We start from the raw sequence: 20,249 nt of genomic DNA on the forward strand, positions 1-20,249 counted from the left end.
CTGGATGTCGCGCTCCTCCATCACGTTGAGCATCGCGACCTGGATCCGCTCGGCGAGGTCGGGCAGCTCGTTGATGGCCACGATCCCCCGGTGGCTCCTGGGGATCAGGCCGAAGTGGATCGTCTCCGGGTCTCCGAGCGAGCGACCCTCGGCGACCTTCATCGGGTCGACGTCGCCGATCAGGTCGGCCACCGACGTGTCGGGGGTGGCGAGCTTCTCGGCGTACCGGTCGCTGCGGTGGCGCCACTCGACGGGCAACCGGTCGCCCTCCTCGGCCGCGCGGCGTCGCGACTCGACGGTGATGGGGTCGAAGGGGTGCTCACCGAGGTCGGAGCCGGCGATGACCGGTGTCCACTCGTCGAGCAGACCGACCATGGTGCGCAGCAGCCGGGTCTTGCCCTGACCGCGCTCGCCCAGCAGGACGACGTCGTGCCCGGCGATCAGAGCCCGCTCGAGCTGCGGGATGACGGTGGTCTCGAAGCCGTGCAGGCCGGGCCAGGGGTCGCGGCCTTCGGCGAGCGCGGCCAGGAGGTTGTCCCGGATCTCGATCCGCAGGGGCTTCTCGACGTGCCCCGACTCGCGGAGCTGGCCGACGGTCGCAATGGTGGGTGCAGGAGCGGATGCCGGCGGGGTGGGTGCGGGAGAGGTCACGAATTCACGCTACCCGCCTCGGCAACCGGGTGCGGACGGTCGGATGGCGACATCTCGACGCGGGACGTGACGTGGGCCACTACTGTGGAGTAACCGCGCGTCCGCTGGGCACCGCGACGACACACACCGCTGGACATGGGGGACGCACGTGGCTCGCAAGCTGCTGAAGGTCAACGACTCGTCGTGGCTGTTCGCCGAGACCTACCGCACCCCGATGCAGGTCGGAATGCTCGCGACGTTCGCAGTCCCCGAGGACCGCCCCACGTTCGTGGCCGACCTGGTCGAGCGGTGGCGCGCCGTGCACCAGTTCGAGGCGCCGTTCAACTACCAGTTCAAGAAGTCCCCGATCCCCAGCTGGGTCGAGGTCAAGGACGACCACATCGACCTGGACTACCACCTGCGCCACTCCGCCCTGCCCTCGCCGGGCTCCCAGCGCGAGCTCGGCGTGCTCATCTCCCGGCTCCACTCGACCAAGATGGACCGGCGCTACCCCCTGTGGGAGTGCCACGTCATCGAGGGTCTCGAGGGCGGCAAGTGGGCGCTGTACATGAAGGCCCACCACTCCCAGGTCGACGGCGTGGGCGGCATCCGTCTCCTGAGGCGGATGCTCTCGATCGACCCCGACAAGCGCGGCATGCTGCCGCCGTGGGCCGTGGGCACCCACGGCCCCGACCAGTCCGGGCTGCCCCCGCGGGAGAAGCCGAGCACGGCGCTCGAGTCCCTCCCCGCCGTCGGCCTCGCCGGGACGCTCGCCGGCGGGGTGCGGGCAGGTGCCAGCGTCGCGGGGTCCCTGAGCCGCACGTACGCCGAGACGCTCATCGGGGGCGGCGACACGGAGCGGGCCGCACCGTTCCGAGCACCGAAGTCGATCTTCAACGGCCGGATCCACACACCCCGCCGCTTCGCCACCCAGCGCTACTCGATCGACCGGATGAAGCAGGTCGCCAAGGCGGCCGACGGCAGCCTGAACGACGTCTTCCTCGCCGTCTGCGGCGGAGCTCTTCGCCGCTACCTGCGCGAGCTCGAGCAGCTCCCCAAGGACTCCCTGACCGCCAACGTGCCGGTCTCGGTGCGCGCGCACGAAGGCGCCAAGGTCGGCAACGCGGTCACGTTCCTCTACGCCCAGCTCGGCACCGACATCGCCGACCCCGTCAAGCGGATCGAACGGATCAAGGCCTCGACCAGGTTGGGCAAGGACCGTCTGCCCCAGGTCGGCCAGGGCGCGATGGACGCCTACACCGCCGTGCTGATGCTGCCGTTCCTCAGCCAGGCGATGCTCGGCTTCGGCGGCCACGGCCGACCCGCCTCCAACCTCGTGATCTCCAACGTCCCGGGCCCCGCGGAGATCCGCTACCTCGACGGCTCGCAGATGGAGGAGATCTTCCCGGTCAGCCTCCTGTTCAACGGCCAGGCGCTCAACATCACGGGGGTCAGCTACGCCGGCGAGTTCAACATCGGCTACACCGGTGACCGCGACTCCCTGCCCAGCCTGCAGCGCATCGCGGTCTACTCCGGCGAGGAGCTCGACGCCCTGCAGAGCACCCTGGGAGTCTGACGTCCTCGAGCCGTGCGCCGACGCTCCACTAGGCTCGTCCCGTGGTGATCGCGCTCTGGGTGCTGGCAGCGCTGCTGGCCGGCGCGCTGCTCACCGCCGTGCTCGCCGTACGGCGGCAGCAGGGCGACCTGACGCGGGCCCAGGCCCGGATCGAGCAGCTCGAGGCCGACCTCACGACCGCGTTGCGTCCCCGGCCGGCGGCCACGGCCACCGAGCGCGCGGTGGCCCGGGTGGTGCGCGGCGTGAGCAAGGTTCGCGAGCGTGGACTGTCGGGACTGCTGCAGTCCTCGATCGAGGACCTGCAGGCCTGGGCGGCCTCGGAGGAGCAGGAGATCCGGTCGATGGCCGACTCCGACGGCCGGGTGACGCTGCTGTTCTCCGACATCGAGGACTCCACCCCGCTCAACGAACGTCTCGGCGACGACACGTGGGTGCGGGTGCTCGCCGCGCACGACTCGCTGGTGCGAGCCCGCGTCGACAAGTACCGCGGCCAGGTCGTCAAGACCTCCGGGGACGGCTTCATGGTCGCCTTCCGAGACGCCGAGGCGGCATGCCGCGCCGCCGTGGGCATCCAGAGGGACCTGCGGCGCACCCTGGACCCGATGCTGCGGGTGGTCGCGCCGGTCAAGGTCCGCATCGGCATCCACACCGGCACCGTGATCAGTCGCGACGGGGACTACTTCGGACGCAACGTCGCGATGGCCGCCCGCGTGGGCGCCCTGGCCACCGGAGGAGAGGTGCTCGTGACCAACGCCGTCCACGAGTCGCTCGACGACGACGCCACCGTGACCCTGGTCGAGATGGGCGAGGTCGAGCTCAAGGGCCTGCCCGGCGAGCACCTCGTGTGGCGGGTGCTGACCCAGTGACCTCGACGAGCAACCTGCAGGCCGCGTGCCCGTGCGGCACGGGCGCGACCTACGACGCCTGCTGCGGGCGGCTGCACCGCGGCGCAGAGCGGGCCTCGACGCCGGAGGAGCTGATGCGCTCGCGCTACGCGGCGTACGCCGTGGGCGGTCAGGTCGGCGACGACTACGTCTTCCGCACCTGGCACCCCCGCACCCGCCCCGCCGACATCACGACCGATCCCGGCCTGGAGTGGACGGGTCTGCGGATCCTGAGGGCCGAGGACGACGTCGTGGAGTTCGCCGCCCGCTACTCCTACGGCGGTGTCGACCGGGTGCTCCACGAGACGAGTCGCTTCGAGCAGCGCGCGGGCCGGTGGGTCTACGTCGAGGCGATCACGCCGAGCAGCGGCGCGTAGGCCGCAGCGTCGAACGGCTGGTCGGCGAAGGCGCGGAAGACGGTCGCCCGCAGCAGCGCCTGCCGCTGCGGGCCGGTGCTCCACCCACCCAGGGCCGACAGCGGCGTCCCGAACCAGACCACCGAGTCGACGACAGCGATCGCCTCGGCCCAGGCGACCGGGCGCCACGACGGCGAGACGTCGATCACCACGGGAGCCCCGAGGCCATCGAGCAGCACGTTGCCGGCCAGGTCGGCGTGCACCAGCTGGTCCGGTCCGAGCAGCACGTCGGTCAGGTGCGGCTCGACCCGCCGTACGGCACCGGCCGCGGGCGTCCCGGCAGCCGCCGCCAGCATCGCGTGTCCGGGGCCGAACGCCAGCGCCTCCGCGCGCGACCACTGGTCGTCACGCGCGTCGAGGCCGGGAGGACGCGACCGCACAGCTGCCGCGAGCTGGGCGTGCAGCACTCGGCCGGCAGCCAGGGTCACCTCCAGGTCTCGACAGGTGACCGTCTCGGGCTCGTAGCGCGAGGCCGCCCACCCGCCGACCACCCACGAGCCGTCGCGCGCCGGCACGGGCATCGCGACGCGCAGGTCACGCGGGCGGCGGGCGGGGTTCTCGTCCAGGCGGACTGCCAGGTGTGCCAGGACGGGGCTCAGCCACGCCTGCACCAGCTCGTCGCGACCGGGGGTCAGCACCAGGTCGCCGGCGCGATGGCTCCCGCCGCTGCCTCCGGGCAGCGGCACGGGCGCTCCCGGGACGGCGAACAGGTCGAGGACCTCGGGTGTGGGCCCGATCACCGGGTCGAGGCTACCGGACCACCGGTCAGCGACGGTCGCGGAAGGTCGGCTCGCGTCCCTCCCTGCGCGCCAGGGTCGCCTCCTCGAAGTTGTCGGTGAGCAGGCGGACGTAGAGCTGGCCGAGGCCCTCGGAGGTCACGTGCGCCTCGAGCGAGCTCGCAGCCAGCCCGGCCTGGATCGACTTCTTGGTGAGCTCGATGCCCGGCTGCGAGAGCGCCGCCACCCGTCGCCCCGCCGCGATCGCGGTCGCCAGCACGTCGTCCTCGACCGAGGACACCAAGCCGACCCGGGCCGCCTCCTCGGCACCCACGTCGGAGCCGGTGAGCATCATCTCGGCGGCGCGCGTCGAGCCGATCGCGCGTGGCAGCAGGAAGCTGAGTCCCAGCTCGCTGGCCGTGAGACCGTTGTTGATGCCCGCGGCGCGGAAGTACGCCGTGGGCGCGGCGTAGCGCAGGTCGCACGCGAGCGCGAGGCAGAGACCACCGCCGATGGCGGGGCCGTTGACCGCCGCGATCACCGGCTGCGGCATCCGACGGATGGTCAGCACGACGTCCTCGAGCAGCCCCATCGCCCGCAACGCGTACGACGCGGGCGGCAGCCCCTCGACGCCGGGCGGCACGCCCGCGGACTCCTGGTCGGCGCCGGAGCAGAAGCCGCGGCCGGCACCGGTGACCACCACCGCCCGGATCGACGGGTCGTCGCCCGCCTCCCGCAGCGCGGCACGGAAGGGGACCATCGCGTCGAAGGCCATCGCGTTCATCCGCTCGGGACGGTTGAGCGTGATCACCACGACGCCCGGGTCCGGCTGGTCGACCAGGACGTAGGTCATCGGCTCGTCATCGCGAGAGCAGCACCGAGGACCCGTGACCGAACAGGCCCTGGTTGGCGGTGATGCCGACCCGGGCACCCTCGACCTGGCGCTCCCCTGCCTGGCCACGCAGCTGCCACGTGAGCTCGCAGACCTGGGCCAGCGCCTGGGCAGGCACGGCCTCCCCGAAGCAGGCCAGCCCACCGCTCGGGTTGACCGGGATCCGCCCGCCGACGGTGGTGTCCCCGGCACGCAGCAGCGTCTCGGCCTCGCCACGCTTGCAGAGCCCGAGGTCCTCGATCCAGTCGAGCTCGAGGGCGGTCGAGAGGTCGTAGACCTCGGCGACGTCGACGTCCTCGGGAGAGATCCCCGCCTCCTCGTAGGCGGCGAGCCCGATGGACTCCTTGAAGGTGTGCTCGGGCTCCCCCGTGGCAGCGCTCGGGTCGGTGGAGAGCATCGGCATGTCCATCACGGTGTTGGGGAAGGTCGGCGTGACGGTCGAGACTGCTGCGACCCGCACCGCATCGTCGAGGCCGAGACGCGCGGCGTACTCCGCGCTGCACAGCACGACTGCCGCGGCCCCGTCTGAGGTGGCGCAGATGTCGAGCAGGTGCAGCGGGTCGCACACGACCGCGCTGGCGAGCACGTCGGCAGCCGCGACCTCCTTGCGGTAGCGGGCGTTGGGATTGCTCAGGCCGTGCTTGGCGTTCTTGACCTTCACCTGGGCGAAGTCCTCGCTGGTGGCGCCGTACAGGTCCATCCGGCGACGCGCGTAGAGCGCGAAGTAGGCGGGGTTGGTCATCCCGAGCAGGCGGAAGCGCAGCCAGTCGGGGTCGTCCCACCGCTCCCCCGCGTTGGGCGCGAGGAAGCCCTTGGGGGTCGTGTCGGCGCCCACGACGAGCGCGACCTCGCAGAGTCCGGCGAGGATCCGTGAGCGCGCGGTGTCGATGGCCTGCGCCCCCGTGGCGCAGGCAGCGTACGACGTCGCGACGCGCGCGCCGTTCCAGCCCAGGGCCTGGGCGAACGTCGCGCCGGCGACGTAGCCGCCGTACCCGTTGCGCACCGTCTCACCGCCGACGACGTAGTCGACGTCGCCCCACGGGATGCCGGCGTCGGCCAGCGCGGCGCGCGCGGCGTGCACGCCGTACGTGACGAAGTTCCTGCCCCACTTGCCCCAGGGGTGCATCCCCACCCCGGCGACGGCTACCTGCTGGCTGCTCACTGGTCGGCCTCCTCGCCCAGCTCGGTGACGGGCTTCCAGCGCCAGATGGTGCGGTCCTGGCTCGACCCGTCCTCCGTCGTGTCGCCGTAGAGCCTCTCGACGACCAGCTCGACCTCCGCACCGACCTTCAGGTCGTCGACGCCGTACCCGTCGGCGACCTGGCCGAGGACGACGAGCCCCTCGGCGAGCTCGACCGCGGCGAGGGCGAAGGGCACGTAGGCCTCACCCTCCGGCTGCGGCGCCACGTAGGGCGCCGGTGGCTGGTACTGCGCGTCGGTGTAGCTCCAGATCCTCCCGCGCCGGGACAGCTCGACCTCGTCGAAGGTCTCCCCGTCACACGCGGGGTTGCGGCAGAAGCCGGCGTTGCCCGGGATCGGCGGGAAGTACGTCGAGGTGCACACGCTGCAGCGCGAGCCGATCAGTGCCGGTGCCGGGCCGGAGGTGGTGAACCAGCCGTCGACGGCGGGTAGGGAGGTGTGGGTCACGTGCGACACCCTAGCGCGAAACTAGAACGTGTTCTCGCTGGCGGTCACTCGACCAAGCCCTCGCTCCGCAGCCAGTCGAGGGCGACGTCCTCGGGCTCACGCCCGTCGACGTCGATCTCGGCGTTGAGCTCCAGCATGACCTCGTCGGTGAGCTTCTCGGTGACCGGTCCCATCACGTCCTGGATCTCCGGGTACTCCGACTCCGTCTCCTCGCGCACCACGAGGGAGACGTTGTAGTTGGGGAAGTACGCGCGGTCGTCCTCGAGGACCTCGAGGTCGAGCGCGACGATCCGGCCGTCGGTGGTGAAGACCTCACCGAAGACACACTCCCCCGAGGCCGTGGCGTCGTAGATCGCGCCGGTCTGGTAGATCTGCACGTTGGCGCGAGGCACTCCGCCGTCCGCGAGGTCGTAGGTCCTCAAGGCTCCCGGGAAGCCGTCGGCCCGGTTGGCGAACTCCGACTCGAGGCAGAAGGTGCGCTCGGCGCGCGGCACCTTCTTGATCTCCGACATCTTCGAGATCCCGTACTTCTTCTTGCTCTCCTGGGTGATCGCGAAGGCGTAGGTGTTGTTCATCGGGGCCGGCGGCAGCCAGACGAGGTCGTTGGCCTCGAGGTCGGCCTCGCGCACGGCCTCGTACTGCTCCTCCTTGCCCTGGACGGGCTTCTCGTTGCCCAGGTAGACGAGCCAGCCCGTGCCGGTGTACTCCCACATGGCGTCGATGTCGCCTTGCAGGTGCGCCTGCCGGGCCGCGGCACTGCCCGGGATGTTGGTCAGGTCCTGGACGTCGGCGCCGGCCGCCTTGAGCACGATCAGTGCCATCTTGCCGAGCAGGACGTTCTCCGAGAAGTTCTTCGACCCGATCGCGATCGGCGCTCCCTCGAGGCTGGGGGCGTCGGCCAGGTCGCCGGCCAAGGTCGCCTCGGGCACCGGTCCCCCGGCGGTTCCGAGGCCGCACGCGGTCAGGGCGGGCGCGAGCATGAGGGCGATCCCGGCCGATGCCAGGACCCCGCGGGGGCGTTGCATTCAGACTCCCTTCGGCCGGGCGACGAGCTCGAGCACCCGTCCGAGCCACTCGATGAGCAGCGCGAGGAGAGCCACGAGCACCGCCCCGGCGACGATGAGCGAGGGCAGGAAGAGCGAGATCCCGGTCTGGATGATCGCCCCGAGGCCCCCGCCGTTGATGAACGTGGCCAGCGTCGCCGTGCCGACGACCAGGACGAGCGCGGTCCGGACGCCGGCCATGATCACCGGCAGGGCGAGCGGCAGCTCCACGCGCAGCAGCACGGCCGCCGACGACATGCCGAGCCCGCGCCCGGCCTCGACCAGGGTGGGATCGACGCCTTGGAGGCCGGTGACGGTGTTGCGCAGCACGGGCAGAATCCCGTAGAGGGTCAGCGAGATGACCGCGGTCCAGAAGCCGTAGCCCAGCCAGATGGCCAGCAGCACGATCAGGCCGATCGATGGCGCGCCCTGCCCGGCGTTGGCGACGCCGACGACGAGCGGGGAGATCCGTCGCAGGGGACCTCGGGTCAGCCCGATGCCGAGCGGTACGGCGATCAGCACCACCAGCGCCGACGACACGAGCGTCAGGCTGACGTGGCGCTGGATCAGGTCGACGACCAGCGGCCAGGCCAGCTGTTCGAGCTCGGCACCGGTGAGATCAGCTGTCTGGCGCCACACGACGTACCCGGCGAAGGTGAGCAGCACCAGCACTGGCGGCACCACCAGCATGAGCACGGTCTCGCCGTCGAGGCGCCGTCCGGACTTCTTCGGGGCACCAGGCGCGTCCGCGGCGTCCGGGGCCGGGTCGACGTTGGCGACGGTGTCACTCATCAGCCTGCTCCTCGAGCGAGCGGATGTGATCGGTGACCGCGTCGAAGACGACGACGCCGAGGTACTGGTCGCGGTCGCCGGTCACCACGGCCCCGCCGTGGCTCGAGCTCAGCATCGTGTCGAGAGCGTCGTTGAGGGTGGCGCGCTGATCGATGGTGATCAGCTCGTCGGCGGGCTCGACGACGCTGTCGCCCTTGAGCTGGCGCAGCCACGGCCAGCTGACCGGACGACCGCGACTGTCCAGCACGACGACCGATCGCTCACCGGCCGCCTCCGCGCGACGACGTACGTCTCCCACCTTCTCGCCGACCGTGGCCGTGACGGGCCTGTGCAGCTCGACCTCGGAGACCCGGACCAGGCTGAGCTGCTTGAGCGAGGAGCCCGAGCCGACGAAGTCCTCGACGAACTCGTCCGCCGGCGCGCCCAGGACCGCTTCGGGGGAGTCGTACTGGGCGATCCGCGCACCCTCCTTGAGGATCAGGATGCGATCGCCGAGCTTGATGGCCTCGTCGATGTCATGGGTGACGCACACGATGGTCTTGCGCAGCTCGCGCTGGATCGAGAGGAGCTCGTCCTGCAGCCGCTGCCGGGTGATCGGGTCGACGGCACCGAACGGCTCGTCCATCAGCAGGACCGGCGGATCGGCGGCCAACCCGCGAGCGACGCCGACGCGCTGCTGCTGACCGCCGGAGAGCTCGCGCGGGTAGCGGTCGCGGTACTTCGCCGGCTCGAGGCCGACGAGGTCGAGCAGCTCGTCGATGCGCTCCTGCACACGTCGCGTGTCCCACCCCAGGAGCTTGGGCACGATCGCGATGTTCTTGGCCACCGTGAGGTGCGGGAACAGGCTTCCGCCCTGGATGACGTAGCCGATCTTGCGGCGCAGGGCGTTCTCGCTCTGGCCGCGCGCGTCCTCCCCGTCGATACGAATCGTGCCGGACGTCGGCTCGATGAGCCGGTTGATCATCTTCAGCGAGGTCGTCTTGCCGCAGCCCGAGGGGCCGACGAACATCACGATCTCTCCCGCGGGGATCGTCAACGACAACGACTCGACGGCGGGCGAGGCCTGGCCGGGGTACTGCTTGACGACGTCCTCCAGCACGATCTCGGCGCCGCTCACCTGGCTCTGCGCCTCCTCGGCAGGGGGCTCCTCGCTGGTGGGCTCCATGGCGTGCTCGGTGCTCATGCGCGAATTCCTCTCGGGACGGTGACGCGGCCGAGCAGAAGGAGGAGCGCGTCGGCGATCAGCGCGACGACGACCACCCCCAGAGTGCCGACCAGGGCGTAGTTGACGGCATTGGCCCCGCCGATCGAGGCGAGGCCGCGGAAGATGTAGTCGCCGAGGCCGGGGCCCCGCACGTAGGCGGCGATGGCGGCGACCCCCATCGACATCTGCATCGAGATCCGGACTCCGGCCAGGATCACCGGCCAGGCCAGCGGCAGTCGGATGCGCCACAGCACCGCGAGCCGGCTCATCCCCATCCCGCGGGCCGACTCCACCAACGTCGGGTCGACCTGCTGCAGCCCGACCACGGCGTTGCGCAGCACCGGCAGCACCGCGTAGAAGGCGACCGCGAGGAAGGCGGTGAAGGCGCCGATGGAGAAGACGGGCAGGAGCAGGCCGACCAGGGCGAACGACGGGATCGTCAGTCCGATGGCACTGATCGCGTTGGCCACGCCCTGCAACCGCGGAGCACCGACGACCAGTACGGCGAGCACGACCGCGATCAGGGTGGCGACGAGGACGGCCTGCACCACCAGGTTGAAGTGCTGGAAGGTGTTGTAGGCGATCTGCTCACGTCTCTCGACGATGAAGTCCCACACGGATCGAGCCGACCTCCTCAGGTCTCAGGTCAGGTTGCCGGCACGCTCGCGCAGCGCCGACCTACGACCCCATCACGCATGCCGGGAGCCGCCCCCACCCCTGGGGAGGTACCCGCGAGGAGGTCGTGACCGGGTCAGATCGACAGGAAGGCCAGCAGGTCCTGCCGAGTCAGCACCCCGACGGGCTTGCCGTCCTCCTGCACCAGCACCGCGTCGACACCCTCCAGCAGCGAGACCGCGTCGGAGGCGTCCTCGGTGGAGCCGATCGTCGGCAGGGGCGCCGACATGTGCTCGTCGACGGGGTCGGTGAGCTTGGCGCTCCCGGCGAAGAGTGCCTCGAGCAGGCCCCGGTCCGAGACGGAGCCGGCCACCTCGGCCGCCACGATCGGGGGCTCTGCGCGGACCACGGGCATCTGCGAGACTCCGTACTCCTGCAGGATCGCGATCGCCTCGGCGACCGTCTCGCTCGGGTGGGTGTGCACGAGGTCGGGCAGCTGCCCGGACTTGCCGCGCAGCACGTCGCCCACCGTGCGGGTGGAGCCGGCGGTGCCGCTGGCGAAGCCGTACTGACCCAACCAGTCGTCGTTGAAGATCTTGGTCAGGTAGCCCCGGCCGGAGTCGGGAAGCAGCACCACGATCACCGCGTCGCGACCCTCCGGAGTGCCGGCCAGCTCGTGGGCCAGCTGGCGAGCGGCGTACGCCGCCATGCCGCACGAGCCCCCGACGAGCAGTGCTTCCTCGCGGGCCAGTCGCCGGGTGAAGGCGAAGGAGTCGGCGTCGGAGACCTCGATGATCCGGTCCGCGATCGAGCGGTCGTAGGTGTCGGGCCAGAAGTCCTCACCGACGCCCTCGACGAGGTACGGACGACCGGTGCCGCCGGAGTAGACCGAGCCGGCCGGGTCCGCGCCGACGACCTGGATCTCGGGATTCATCTCCTTGAGGTAGCGCCCGGTGCCGCTGATGGTGCCACCGGTGCCGACCCCCGCGACGAAGTGCGTGATGCGCCCCTCGGTCTGCTCCCAGATCTCCGGGCCGGTGGTCTCGTAGTGCGAGCGCGGGTTGTGCGGGTTGGAGTACTGGTCGGGCTTCCACGCCCCCGGCTGGGAGGCGAGGCGGTCCGAGACGTTGTAGTAGGAGTCGGGATGCTCCGGTGCGACGGCGGTGGGGCACACCACGACCTCGGCGCCGTAGGCGCGCAACACGTTGCGCTTGTCCTCGCTCACCTTGTCGGGGCACACGAAGATGCAGTGGTAGCCCTTGGCCTGGGCGACCATCGCCAGGCCGACACCGGTGTTGCCGGAGGTCGGCTCGACGATCGTGCCGCCAGGCTGCAGCTCACCGGACTCCTCCGCCGCCTCGATCATCCGGGTCGCGATCCGGTCCTTCACCGAGCCGCCCGGGTTGAGGTACTCGATCTTCGCGAGCACCAGCGGGCCGGCCTCCTCCGTGTCGGGCACGTCCAGTGTTCTGGAGAGCCGCAGCAGCGGGGTGTTGCCGATCAGGTCGAGGAGCGAGTTCACGTACTGCACGCAGCCAACGTAGCCCGGATCCACCCCGATGCGCCCAACGCCGGACCCGCGACAACGCCCGCGTGACGACTTCGTAGAATCCAGGCATGGGAAAGGCCGCTGCAGCACGCAAGCTCGCAGCCGCCGCCGCCTTCGGAGGCGGGGGCCTCTCGATCCTCGGGGCCGGCATCTACGGCGTCCTGACCGCCGAGGCCAAGCTCGCACGACGCACGATCGGCGAGGTCTCCTCCGACCCGGTGCCCGACTCGACCGGCTGGTACGGACGCGGTCGCCCCGGTCCCGCGCTCAAGATCGCGCTCCTGGGCGACTCCAGCGCGTGCGGGTACGGCGTGGACCGCGTCGAGCAGACGCCCGGCTCGCTGCTCGCCAGTGGCGTCTCCGCCCAGGGCAATCGCCGCATCTACATCCGACAGTTCTGCGTGGTGGGCGCCGTCACCGCCGACCTGGCCTCCCAGATCGACCGGGCCCTCCCGATCGAGCCCGACGTCGCGATGATCCTCATCGGCGCCAACGACGTCACCCACGTGACTCTCCCCTCGGCGTCGGTGCGACACCTCTCCGAGGGCGTCCGGCGCCTGCGCGAGGCCGGCGTCTCCGTCGTGGTCGGCACCTGCCCCGACCTCGGCACCGTCACCCCCATCGCCCAGCCCCTGCGCCAGATCGCCCGGTCCTGGTCCCGACGCCTCGCCGCGGCCCAGACCATCGCGGTCATCGAGGAGGGCGGACGCACCATCTCCCTCGGCTCCATCCTCGGGCCCGAGTTCGCCGCGGCGCCTGCCCTGCTCTTCGGCCCCGACCAGTTCCACCCCTCGCCCGAGGGCTACCGCGCCCTCGTCCGTCTCCTGCTTCCCTCGGTGCTGGCCGCCCTCGGCCTGGGTCCCGACGACGAGACCGACCCGGAGCCCTACCGCGGCGAGGGCGTCCTGCCGGTCACCCGAGCAGCGATCCAGGCGGTCAACGAGGCCGGCACCGAGCTCGACGGCACCGAGGTCGGCGGGAACCGCCTCGGCGTCCGCGGCCGTTGGGTCGAGCTGCGCCACCGCCGCCGTCGCCCTCAGACCGAGGGTTCGGCGCCCGAGTCGAGCGAGCACGACGAGTCGGGCACGTCCGGCGAGCCGAGCGAGACACCCGTCGACCACGACGCCGTCAGCGACACGACCGGAGACTGAGCCCGGACGCACCGCGGGCCCCGAGCAACGCTCGGGGCCCGCGGTCTGCGTGGATCAGGTGGTGATCCGGGAGTGATCGTCCGGGATCAGTCCTGGCTGAAGTAGGCCAGGATGCGCAGCAGGTTGGTGTAGATCCAGACCAGGCTGACGGTCATCGCGAAGGCCGCACGCCACGACTCGCGCTCGGGGAGGCCGTTGGCCACGCCCTGCTCGACGAAGTCGAAGTCCATGATCAGCATGAAGACACCGAGCGCGAGCCCGGCGAAGGCGGTCAGCATGCCGAGGCCACTGACCCCGAAGAGGCCGATCTCGGCGCCGAAGGCACCCAGGACGAGCTCCATCAGGCTGAGGCCGATCATGCCGAAGACACCGGCCATGACCATGCGCTGGAACTTCGCGCCGACCTTGATGTTGAAGAACTTGTAGACGGCCAGGGTGCCGGCGAACGCGGCGAAGGTGCCGATCACGGCGCCCTGCACGACGCCGTCGCCGTACATCACGTTGAAGAGCTTGCTGATGCCGCCGAGCGCGACGCCCTCGACCGCTGCGAAGACGAGCACGAGGGCGGGGCTGATGACCCTCTTGAAGGACAGCACCATCGAGAGCGCGAAGGCTCCGAGCGAGCCGATCGTCGTGGCAGCGATCAGCGGGCCGAGGTCGGAGGCCTGGGAGAACTCGGTGACCTCGGGGGTCAGGATCCAGGTGGCGAGCGCCGCCACGACGACCACGCCGAGCGAGATGGCGGTCTTCTGGACGACGGTGTCGACCGTCATTCGGTCCTCGCGGACCGGGGCCTGCGGGGCGCCGTAGGCGACCTCGGAACCCTGGCCGGCCTGTCCGGTGGACCAGGTGGACGGGTCGCCGTAGCCGGCGTACGTCTGGTTGCCGCCGGCGCGGCTGAACTCCTCCGAGCGACGGAACACCGGGTTGTTGCTCTGCATGGTCTCCTCCTTGGAGGCCGGATGAACTGGTGGGCGGACCGAGTCGGCCCGTCATAGGTTCCAACGTACGGCATCGTCGAGAAAGTTCCGCCACGCCAGGTGAATTCCGAGCGCCACGCGTTGCTAGTGTTCGCCGGTGCTGACGGGGGTGGACCAGACCGGATCCGCACCCCCACGCGGCACGCGCCCCCGTTCGTTCCGAGCGGACATCCAGGGCCTGCGAGCCGTGGCGGTGCTGATCGTGGTCGCGGGCCATGCGGGAGTGCCGTTCCTCACCGGCGGCTTCGTGGGCGTCGACGTCTTCTTCGTCATCTCCGGCTTCCTGATCACGCGCCTGCTGGTCGTCGAGGTTCAGCGTTCCGGGCGAGTGTCCCTGCGCGCGTTCTACGCCCGCCGGGCCCGCCGCATCCTGCCGGCGGCGACCCTGGTCCTGGCGGTGACGGTCGCGGCGTCGGCGATCTGGCTCAGCGCGCTCGATGCGCTCAACGTCGTGACCGACGCCCTCTGGGCCGTCTTCTTCGCCGCCAACCTCCGCTTCGCCGACGTCGGGACCGACTACTTCGCCCAGGAGGAGGCGGCCTCGCCACTGCAGCACTACTGGTCCCTGGCGGTCGAGGAGCAGTTCTACCTCGTGTGGCCGGTGCTCCTGCTCGCCTGCGCGTGGCTGGCCGGTCGCCGAGGCCCCGCGGACGGCGGGTTCCCCCGCCGGGGACTGCTGGGGGTGCTCGCCGCCCTGATCCTGGCCTCCCTCGCCTACGCCCTGCTCCAGACGGGCAGCGACCCGATCGCCGCCTACTTCTCGACCCCCGCGCGTGCCTGGGAGCTGGGCGTGGGCGCGGTGCTGGCCGTCGTCGGCCACCGCGTGGGTGAGCGCCTGCCGACGGCGGCGCGCGGCGTCCTCACTCTCGCGGGCCTCACGGCGATCGGGGTCGCATGCGTCGCCTACGACGCCGGCACGGCGTTCCCCGGTGCTGCCGCGCTGCTCCCGACGCTGGGGGCCGGCGCCGTGCTGCTCAGTGGCATCGGCAGTCCCGACTCCGCCGAGCGCAGTCCCTGGCCGGTCCGGGTGCTCGCCGTGCGACCACTGCGCGTCGTCGGCGACTGGTCCTACTCCTTGTACCTGTGGCACTGGCCCCTCCTCGTGATCCCCGGCCTTGCGCTCGAGAGGTCGCTGACGGCGTACGAGTCGGTCGCGGCCGTGACCGTCGCCCTCCTCCTGGCCGGCCTGACCTTCCACCTCGTCGAGAACCCTGCGCGTTCCGGGGCGAGATCCGGCAAGCGACCCCACCAGCGGCAGCGCACCGTCCGGCGCGGCCTTGCGCTCTACCCCGCCTCGGTCCTCGTGGTCGCGCTGATCTCTCTGGCCGCTCACCAGTACGCCGACTCTCGGCTCACCGGGTCCGGCGAGCCCATCACCGTCGCCAACTCCGGGATCGCGGACGCCCCTGGAGTCATCGTCAGCACCGACGAGACCATCGCCCTCGTGCAGGCGTCGGTCTTCGCGGCGCGGCAGCACCGACCCTTGCCGGGCGAGCTGCGCCCGAGCCTGACAGAGCTGCGCGGCGACGTCCCGGACGTGGGCGAGTGCGACTACGTCGACGACGACGTACGACGCCTGTGCCCCCGGGGCGTCGAGGACACCGGTCCGGACGCGAGGACCATCGTGGTCCTGGGCAACTCGCACGGGCGGATGTGGATCCCCGCCTTCGAGCAGATCGCCGATCAGGGCGGCTACACGACGTACTACCTGGTCAAGCCCAACTGCACCGCGGCGGACCTCCTCGTCAACGAGCTGGACGACAACGAGACCCCCTGGCAGGAGTGCAGCGACTTCCGGGAGTGGGCCCTGGAGCAGATCGAAGCCCTGCAGCCGGACCTGACCGTCGTGTCCACCAGTGGCCCCAACGCGATCGTCTACACCGACGACGGCGACACGGTGAACAAGCGCGACCCCCGCAGGCGCGAGGTCACCGAGGCCGGCTTCGCCGCCCTGTTCGAGCGCCTCCTCCCGCTCACCGAGCGTCTGGTGCTGCTGCGCGACATCCCGAAGTCCGAGCGCGACGCGGCGACGTGCCTGACTCGAGCCGGCGTCGACCTGGGCACCTGCCTGTTCACCCCGGTGATCGACCAGGAGCAGGACTCCGCCGACTCCATGGCCGCCGCACGGCGAGTGGGGATCGAGGCGATCGACCCGACACCCTGGCTCTGCTGGCAGGACCAGTGTCCGCTCGTGATCGGCGACGTCCTGTCCTACCGCGACCGGGGTCACCTCAGCGCGCGGTACGCCGCCATCCTGGCCGACGACCTCGGGCGTCGTCTCGGCCTCTGGTCGCAGCGCGACTGACCGCCACTGCACGGTGGGTCGGCACCGGTCCCGGTCGAGTGGTCTAGACCTCACGAGGTGATCCACTTCACTCATGGCTCATCACTGAGCGGTCAACCGGCCTTGCCCGAAATTCACTCGACCTGACACGCGCACTCCACCGCCATCCTGGAGGAGCCGGGCACGAGCACGGCGCCAGCAGTACTCGGGGGGAACCAGATGATGACACTCACACCAGTCGATTGCAGTGGCGAGTCGATGACGCTTCACCGAGCGGTCAGCGACCTTCCCGAGCACGTCCGCAGCGCCGTCACGCGCTGGCTGGCCGACCACGAGATCGACCCCGACACGGTCGCCCTGGGCCAGCCCATCGAGCGGGACGCGATGCGCGAGATCCTCACCTGGCGAGAGAGCACCGACCACGGCGTCCTGGTCCGCACCCGCCTGCCGGCCGTGGCCGACGGCGCCGTCTGGCCCGCACCCTTCCCGACCCAGCTGCTGCGCCAGTCCGCCTGACCGACAGCCGGCTGCGGCCGAGCGACGACCGGCTCCCACCTGACGTGAGCTGGTGCCCCCGGTGGGGCTCGAACCCACACTGGACCGGGTTTAAGCCGGCTTCCTCTGCCGATTGGGATACGGGGGCGAGGATGTTCCTGCTGCCTCTCTGGGGTCCCTGAGGTCCTACAGATAAGTCTGGCGAGCGTAGACCGCGTGCGCGCCGGCGACGCGGTCCAGGAACAACAGCCCGGCACAGTGGTCGATCTCGTGCTGGAGCGCCCGGGCCTCGAACGCCTCGGCTCGCACCTCGACCTCATCACCGCTCCCCGGAAGCCGACCCCGGACCAGGATCCGTGAGGCGCGCTTCACGTCGCCGGTCAGGTCGGGCACGCTCATGCAGCCTTCCCGGGCCTTCTCGTTGCGCGAGGACTCGATGACCTGGGCATTGCACAGCACGAAGGTGCCGTGGTGCTCGCGGGTCTTGGGGTGCGCGGAGACGTCGACGCAGAAGACCTGCGCGGACACACCCACCTGCGGAGCCGCCAGGCCCACGCAGCCGGGACTGACCCGCATCGTGGCGACCAGGTCGGCAGCCAGCCGCACCACGTCGGGGGCCGTCGGGTCCACCTCCGCGCCGGGCCCGGACAGGACGTCGGCCGGTGCTCGCACCACCTCCAGGACGCGGCCCTGCTGACCGAGCTCGAGCTCGGTCCAGTCACGCAGTCGGCTCACAGGTCGTCGGCCTCGGCCGCCCGCAGGCTCGCCCCGACCCCGAGCTCACGGGCGACCCGCTGGATCGCCGCGTCGAGCGTCGCGGGATCGACGCCGGCAGGCAGGACGATCTCGGCGATGACGACGTAGAGCTCGCCCGAGAGCCGAGTGGTGAGGTCGGTGATGTTGCCATCGATGCGAGCCACCTCTCCGACGATCGAGGACACGATGCCGGGACGGTCACCGCCGTGCACCGACAGGATCCACGGCGTCCCCCCGGACGCCCTGCTGTCGTCGGCGGTCACCGCGCGGACGGTGACCGAGAGGGTGCCGTCGCTGGTCAGGGGCGCCAGGGCGTCCTCGATGGCGGCGCCCGAGGCCACTCCGGAGCCGAGGAGCATCATCGCGAAGTGACCCCGCAGCAGGGTCATCGTGGAGTCCTCGAGGTTCAGGCCCAGGACCGCGAGCCGACTCGTGGTCTCCGCGATGATGCCGGGCCGGTCGTGCCCGAGGACGGTGATGGCGTGCAGCTGTTCGGTCACCACAGCATTGTCGCAGTGCGGGCCCGACGGCGCGGACGGGCGCCACCACTCGGCGAGCGTCACGCCTCGTCGAAGAGGGACGCAGCGATGCCGTCGAGGATGTCGCACTCGGAGACGAGCAGCGACGAGGCCTCGCTGCGCGCGAGCACCCCGGACAGGATCAGCGCGCCCGCCCCGATCACGTCCGCGCGTCCCGGGTGCATCCACGGGAGCCCACGGCGCTCGGCCACCGTCATCGCCACCAACCGCCTGGCGTGCTCGCGGACCTCGGCGGCGACGAGCACCTGACGGTCGATCGCCTCCCGGTCGTACGACGCCAGCCCGAGCACACCCGCGGCGACCGTGGTGATCGTGCCCGCGACACCGATCACCGTGGAGGCTCCGGCGAGGTCGAAGGGACAGTCGTCGAGGGCCTGCTCGATGTCGGCCACCGCAGCCTCGATCTCGTTGCGACCCGGGGGATCGAGCCGCAGGTGGCGTTCGTGCAGTCGCACCGAGCCGATGTCCATCGAGTAGGCCGCCCTGGGGATCGACCGACCGGCCGTCCCCACGATCACCTCCGTCGAGCCGCCGCCGATGTCAACGACCAGGACGTCCCCCTCGGGCGCCCGGTCGGGATCGATCCCGAGGTGCTCGACGGCTCCGGCGAAGGCCAGCGCGGCCTCCTCCTCGCCGGCGAGGACCTCCGGACGCACACCGAGCCGCGTGGCGACACCAGCGGCGAACTCCTCGGCGTTGTCGGCGTCCCTGGTGGCCGAGGTCGCGCAGAAGCGAATCCGATCGACCCCGTACCGGCGCACCAGGACGGCGTACTCGTCGATCGCGGCGAACGTGCGCTGCAGCGCGGCGGGCGAGAGACGACCCGTCGAGTCCACGCCCTCGCCGAGGCGCACCATCCGCGCCTCGCGGGCCAGGGCCTCGCCGGAGGGCCCGGTGACGAGGAGCTTGATGGTGTTGGTGCCGCAGTCGATGGCGGCCGTCGGGGTGCTCACTCCTCGGCGCTCACGCACGGGCCCGAGGCCCACCACTCCCCCAGCAGGTCGAGCACCTCGTCGCCGAGAGGGTTGACCCCTGGGCCTGCAGCCAGGGCATGGCCGGCCAGGACGTGCAGGCACTTGACCCGGTCGGGCATGCCGCCCGCGGTGACCCCGTCGATCTCCGGTACGTCGCCGAGCGTGCGGCGGAAGGCCAGGTAGGACTCGTGCGCGGCCTGATAGCCGGCCGCCAGGTCCGGCTCCTCGCCGAGGCGCGCCTGCATCTCCTTCATCAGGCCCGAGCCCTCGAGGGTGCCGATGAGGGAGGCCGCACGCGGGCACGTGAGGTAGAACGTCGTCGGGAACGGCGTCCCGTCGGGCAGCCGGGGCTCGGTCGTCACCACGTCGGGGTTGCCGCAGGGGCACCGGTGCCCGACGCCAGCGATCGCCCGCGGGGGGCGGCCGAGCTGGGCCCGGATGGTGCCCTCGTCGTGTGGCTCGAGCGGCGTGCAGCTCACTCCTGTGACTCCTCGGACTCCTGGGGGGCACCCTCGGGGTCCTGGATCCGGGTCAGGGGCGGGGGGTCGGCGCGGCGCTGGGGGTCACCGGCGACCAGGACCGTCTCCCAGGCGTCGTCCCAGAACGCCCGCGGCTCGCTCGGCGCGATCGTGTCGGGGTCGGTGAGCTCGCTCTCCGGCTGCAGCGGCGAACCGTCGCGCAGGGCGACGAACGGCGTCTCGCCCGGACGCACGTAGCCGAGCCGCTCGCGTGCCTCCGTCTCGACGTACTCCGGATCGTCCCACCGCGACCGCTCCTGCTCGAGGTCGGCGATCTGTGCCTCCCGCTCGCTGATCGTGGTCTGCAGGCTCTCGATCTGGCCGCGCTGCTGGAGGTAGGCGCGCAACGACGAGGCGTAGGAGACCGCGAGCACCGCGAGCACCAGCACCAGGATCGCGGCGCGACCGGTCAGGCGCGGCTTGGGAGCGGGAGCCGCCACGCGGGCCGGCTGCACCGGCCGCGTCCGACCGCTGGACGACGGCCTCGCGGCCCGGCTCGTCCGCGGTCCGGGCGCCCGACCCGGACCGCTGCTGCCCGAGCGGGCACGCGTCGACGCCGAGCGACGCTGGTCGGTTCGCGCGGGCCTG

The 20,249-nt window shown here is 71.4% G+C and carries 21 protein-coding genes, 1 tRNA gene and 1 pseudogene; 6 read left to right on the plus strand and 17 right to left on the minus strand.

What is annotated here, in order from left to right; all coding sequences use genetic code 11:
* A pseudogene (locus Q1K33_RS09425) lies at positions 1–651 on the minus strand (magnesium chelatase); the annotation flags it as partial.
* A gap of 148 nt (positions 652–799) precedes the next feature.
* Between Q1K33_RS09425 and Q1K33_RS09430 the strand changes: the two are divergent.
* From Q1K33_RS09430 to Q1K33_RS09440, 3 genes are read left to right on the plus strand one after another with little or no spacing between them, the layout of a single operon-like run.
* Positions 800–2,206: a wax ester/triacylglycerol synthase family O-acyltransferase gene (locus Q1K33_RS09430; RefSeq protein ID WP_300403195.1), complete on the plus strand. Its 1,407-nt coding sequence runs from the start codon at positions 800–802 to the stop codon at positions 2,204–2,206.
* Between the two features lie 41 nt (positions 2,207–2,247).
* A complete protein-coding gene (locus tag Q1K33_RS09435) occupies positions 2,248–3,072 on the plus strand; it encodes an adenylate/guanylate cyclase domain-containing protein (RefSeq protein WP_300403197.1) in 825 nt (274 codons plus the stop codon).
* Complete coding sequence (locus Q1K33_RS09440) at positions 3,069–3,467, plus strand: YchJ family metal-binding protein (RefSeq protein WP_300403200.1); 399 nt, start codon at positions 3,069–3,071, stop codon at positions 3,465–3,467. The genes Q1K33_RS09435 and Q1K33_RS09440 overlap by 4 nt, the downstream gene beginning before the upstream one ends.
* Here Q1K33_RS09440 and Q1K33_RS09445 read toward each other — a convergent pair.
* From Q1K33_RS09445 to Q1K33_RS09485, 9 genes are all read right to left on the minus strand, one after another.
* Positions 3,431–4,246, minus strand: a complete 816-nt coding sequence (locus tag Q1K33_RS09445; protein ID WP_300403202.1) for a hypothetical protein — start codon at positions 4,244–4,246, stop codon at positions 3,431–3,433. The two genes, Q1K33_RS09440 and Q1K33_RS09445, sit on opposite strands and share 37 nt — an antisense overlap.
* A 25-nt stretch (positions 4,247–4,271) precedes the next feature.
* On the minus strand, positions 4,272–5,075 hold the full coding sequence (locus Q1K33_RS09450; RefSeq protein ID WP_300403204.1) for an enoyl-CoA hydratase: 804 nt from the start codon (positions 5,073–5,075) through the stop codon (positions 4,272–4,274).
* Between the two features lie 7 nt (positions 5,076–5,082).
* A complete protein-coding gene (locus tag Q1K33_RS09455) occupies positions 5,083–6,276 on the minus strand; it encodes a lipid-transfer protein (protein ID WP_300403207.1) in 1,194 nt (397 codons plus the stop codon).
* Entirely contained in the window at positions 6,273–6,761 is a 489-nt protein-coding gene (locus tag Q1K33_RS09460) for an OB-fold domain-containing protein (RefSeq protein ID WP_300403208.1), read from the minus strand. Before Q1K33_RS09460 ends, Q1K33_RS09455 begins: the two co-directional genes overlap by 4 nt.
* A 44-nt stretch (positions 6,762–6,805) precedes the next feature.
* The gene (locus Q1K33_RS09465) at positions 6,806–7,786 is read right to left on the minus strand and encodes a glycine betaine ABC transporter substrate-binding protein (RefSeq protein ID WP_300403210.1); all 981 of its coding nucleotides are present in this window, start codon (positions 7,784–7,786) and stop codon (positions 6,806–6,808) included.
* Positions 7,787–8,596, minus strand: coding sequence for an ABC transporter permease (locus Q1K33_RS09470; protein ID WP_300403213.1), 810 nt, complete (start codon positions 8,594–8,596; stop codon positions 7,787–7,789).
* Positions 8,589–9,779 carry an ABC transporter ATP-binding protein gene (locus tag Q1K33_RS09475; protein WP_300403216.1) on the minus strand — a complete coding sequence of 397 codons (1,191 nt, stop codon included), beginning with the start codon at positions 9,777–9,779 and terminating at the stop codon, positions 8,589–8,591. The genes Q1K33_RS09470 and Q1K33_RS09475 overlap by 8 nt, the downstream gene beginning before the upstream one ends.
* On the minus strand, positions 9,776–10,417 hold the full coding sequence (locus Q1K33_RS09480; RefSeq protein WP_300403218.1) for an ABC transporter permease: 642 nt from the start codon (positions 10,415–10,417) through the stop codon (positions 9,776–9,778). Before Q1K33_RS09480 ends, Q1K33_RS09475 begins: the two co-directional genes overlap by 4 nt.
* 134 nt (positions 10,418–10,551) lie before the next feature.
* A complete protein-coding gene (locus Q1K33_RS09485; protein ID WP_300403220.1) occupies positions 10,552–11,946 on the minus strand; it encodes a cystathionine beta-synthase in 1,395 nt (464 codons plus the stop codon).
* Between the two features lie 86 nt (positions 11,947–12,032).
* Here Q1K33_RS09485 and Q1K33_RS09490 point away from each other — a divergent pair, with 86 nt between their 5' ends.
* On the plus strand, positions 12,033–13,115 hold the full coding sequence (locus Q1K33_RS09490) for an SGNH/GDSL hydrolase family protein (RefSeq protein ID WP_300403222.1): 1,083 nt from the start codon (positions 12,033–12,035) through the stop codon (positions 13,113–13,115).
* A gap of 86 nt (positions 13,116–13,201) precedes the next feature.
* Here the strand turns inward: Q1K33_RS09490 and Q1K33_RS09495 are convergent, their stop codons facing one another.
* Complete coding sequence (locus Q1K33_RS09495; RefSeq protein ID WP_300403224.1) at positions 13,202–14,056, minus strand: Bax inhibitor-1/YccA family protein; 855 nt, start codon at positions 14,054–14,056, stop codon at positions 13,202–13,204.
* A gap of 136 nt (positions 14,057–14,192) precedes the next feature.
* Between Q1K33_RS09495 and Q1K33_RS09500 the strand changes: the two genes are divergently transcribed.
* Both Q1K33_RS09500 and Q1K33_RS09505 read left to right on the plus strand, forming a co-directional pair.
* Entirely contained in the window at positions 14,193–16,400 is a 2,208-nt protein-coding gene (locus tag Q1K33_RS09500; RefSeq protein WP_300403226.1) for an acyltransferase family protein, read from the plus strand.
* Between the two features lie 237 nt (positions 16,401–16,637).
* Positions 16,638–16,895 (plus strand): hypothetical protein, encoded by a 258-nt coding sequence (locus Q1K33_RS09505; RefSeq protein WP_300403228.1) that lies wholly within the window; start codon positions 16,638–16,640, stop codon positions 16,893–16,895.
* A 50-nt stretch (positions 16,896–16,945) separates the two neighbouring features.
* On the opposite strand, the gene Q1K33_RS09510 is transcribed toward Q1K33_RS09505, so the two are convergent.
* The 6 genes from Q1K33_RS09510 to Q1K33_RS09535 all read right to left on the minus strand — a co-directional run bounded on the left by Q1K33_RS09510 (position 16,946) and on the right by Q1K33_RS09535 (position 20,101).
* Positions 16,946–17,022: transfer RNA gene (locus tag Q1K33_RS09510), tRNA-Leu, on the minus strand.
* Positions 17,023–17,060: 38 nt separating this feature from the next.
* Entirely contained in the window at positions 17,061–17,609 is a 549-nt protein-coding gene (def, locus tag Q1K33_RS09515) for a peptide deformylase (RefSeq protein WP_300403230.1), read from the minus strand.
* On the minus strand, positions 17,606–18,130 hold the full coding sequence (locus Q1K33_RS09520; RefSeq protein WP_300403232.1) for an ACT domain-containing protein: 525 nt from the start codon (positions 18,128–18,130) through the stop codon (positions 17,606–17,608). Before Q1K33_RS09520 ends, def begins: the two co-directional genes overlap by 4 nt.
* 59 nt (positions 18,131–18,189) lie before the next feature.
* The gene (locus Q1K33_RS09525) at positions 18,190–19,122 is read right to left on the minus strand and encodes a Ppx/GppA phosphatase family protein (protein ID WP_300403234.1); all 933 of its coding nucleotides are present in this window, start codon (positions 19,120–19,122) and stop codon (positions 18,190–18,192) included.
* A complete protein-coding gene (locus Q1K33_RS09530; protein ID WP_300403236.1) occupies positions 19,119–19,622 on the minus strand; it encodes a DUF501 domain-containing protein in 504 nt (167 codons plus the stop codon). The genes Q1K33_RS09525 and Q1K33_RS09530 overlap by 4 nt, the downstream gene beginning before the upstream one ends.
* Positions 19,619–20,101, minus strand: coding sequence for a septum formation initiator family protein (locus Q1K33_RS09535; protein ID WP_300403238.1), 483 nt, complete (start codon positions 20,099–20,101; stop codon positions 19,619–19,621). The genes Q1K33_RS09530 and Q1K33_RS09535 overlap by 4 nt, the downstream gene beginning before the upstream one ends.
* Positions 20,102–20,249: the final 148 nt, after the last annotated feature.

The organism is Nocardioides sp., from assembly GCF_029937575.1.
In the GTDB taxonomy this organism is placed as follows: domain Bacteria; phylum Actinomycetota; class Actinomycetes; order Propionibacteriales; family Nocardioidaceae; genus Nocardioides.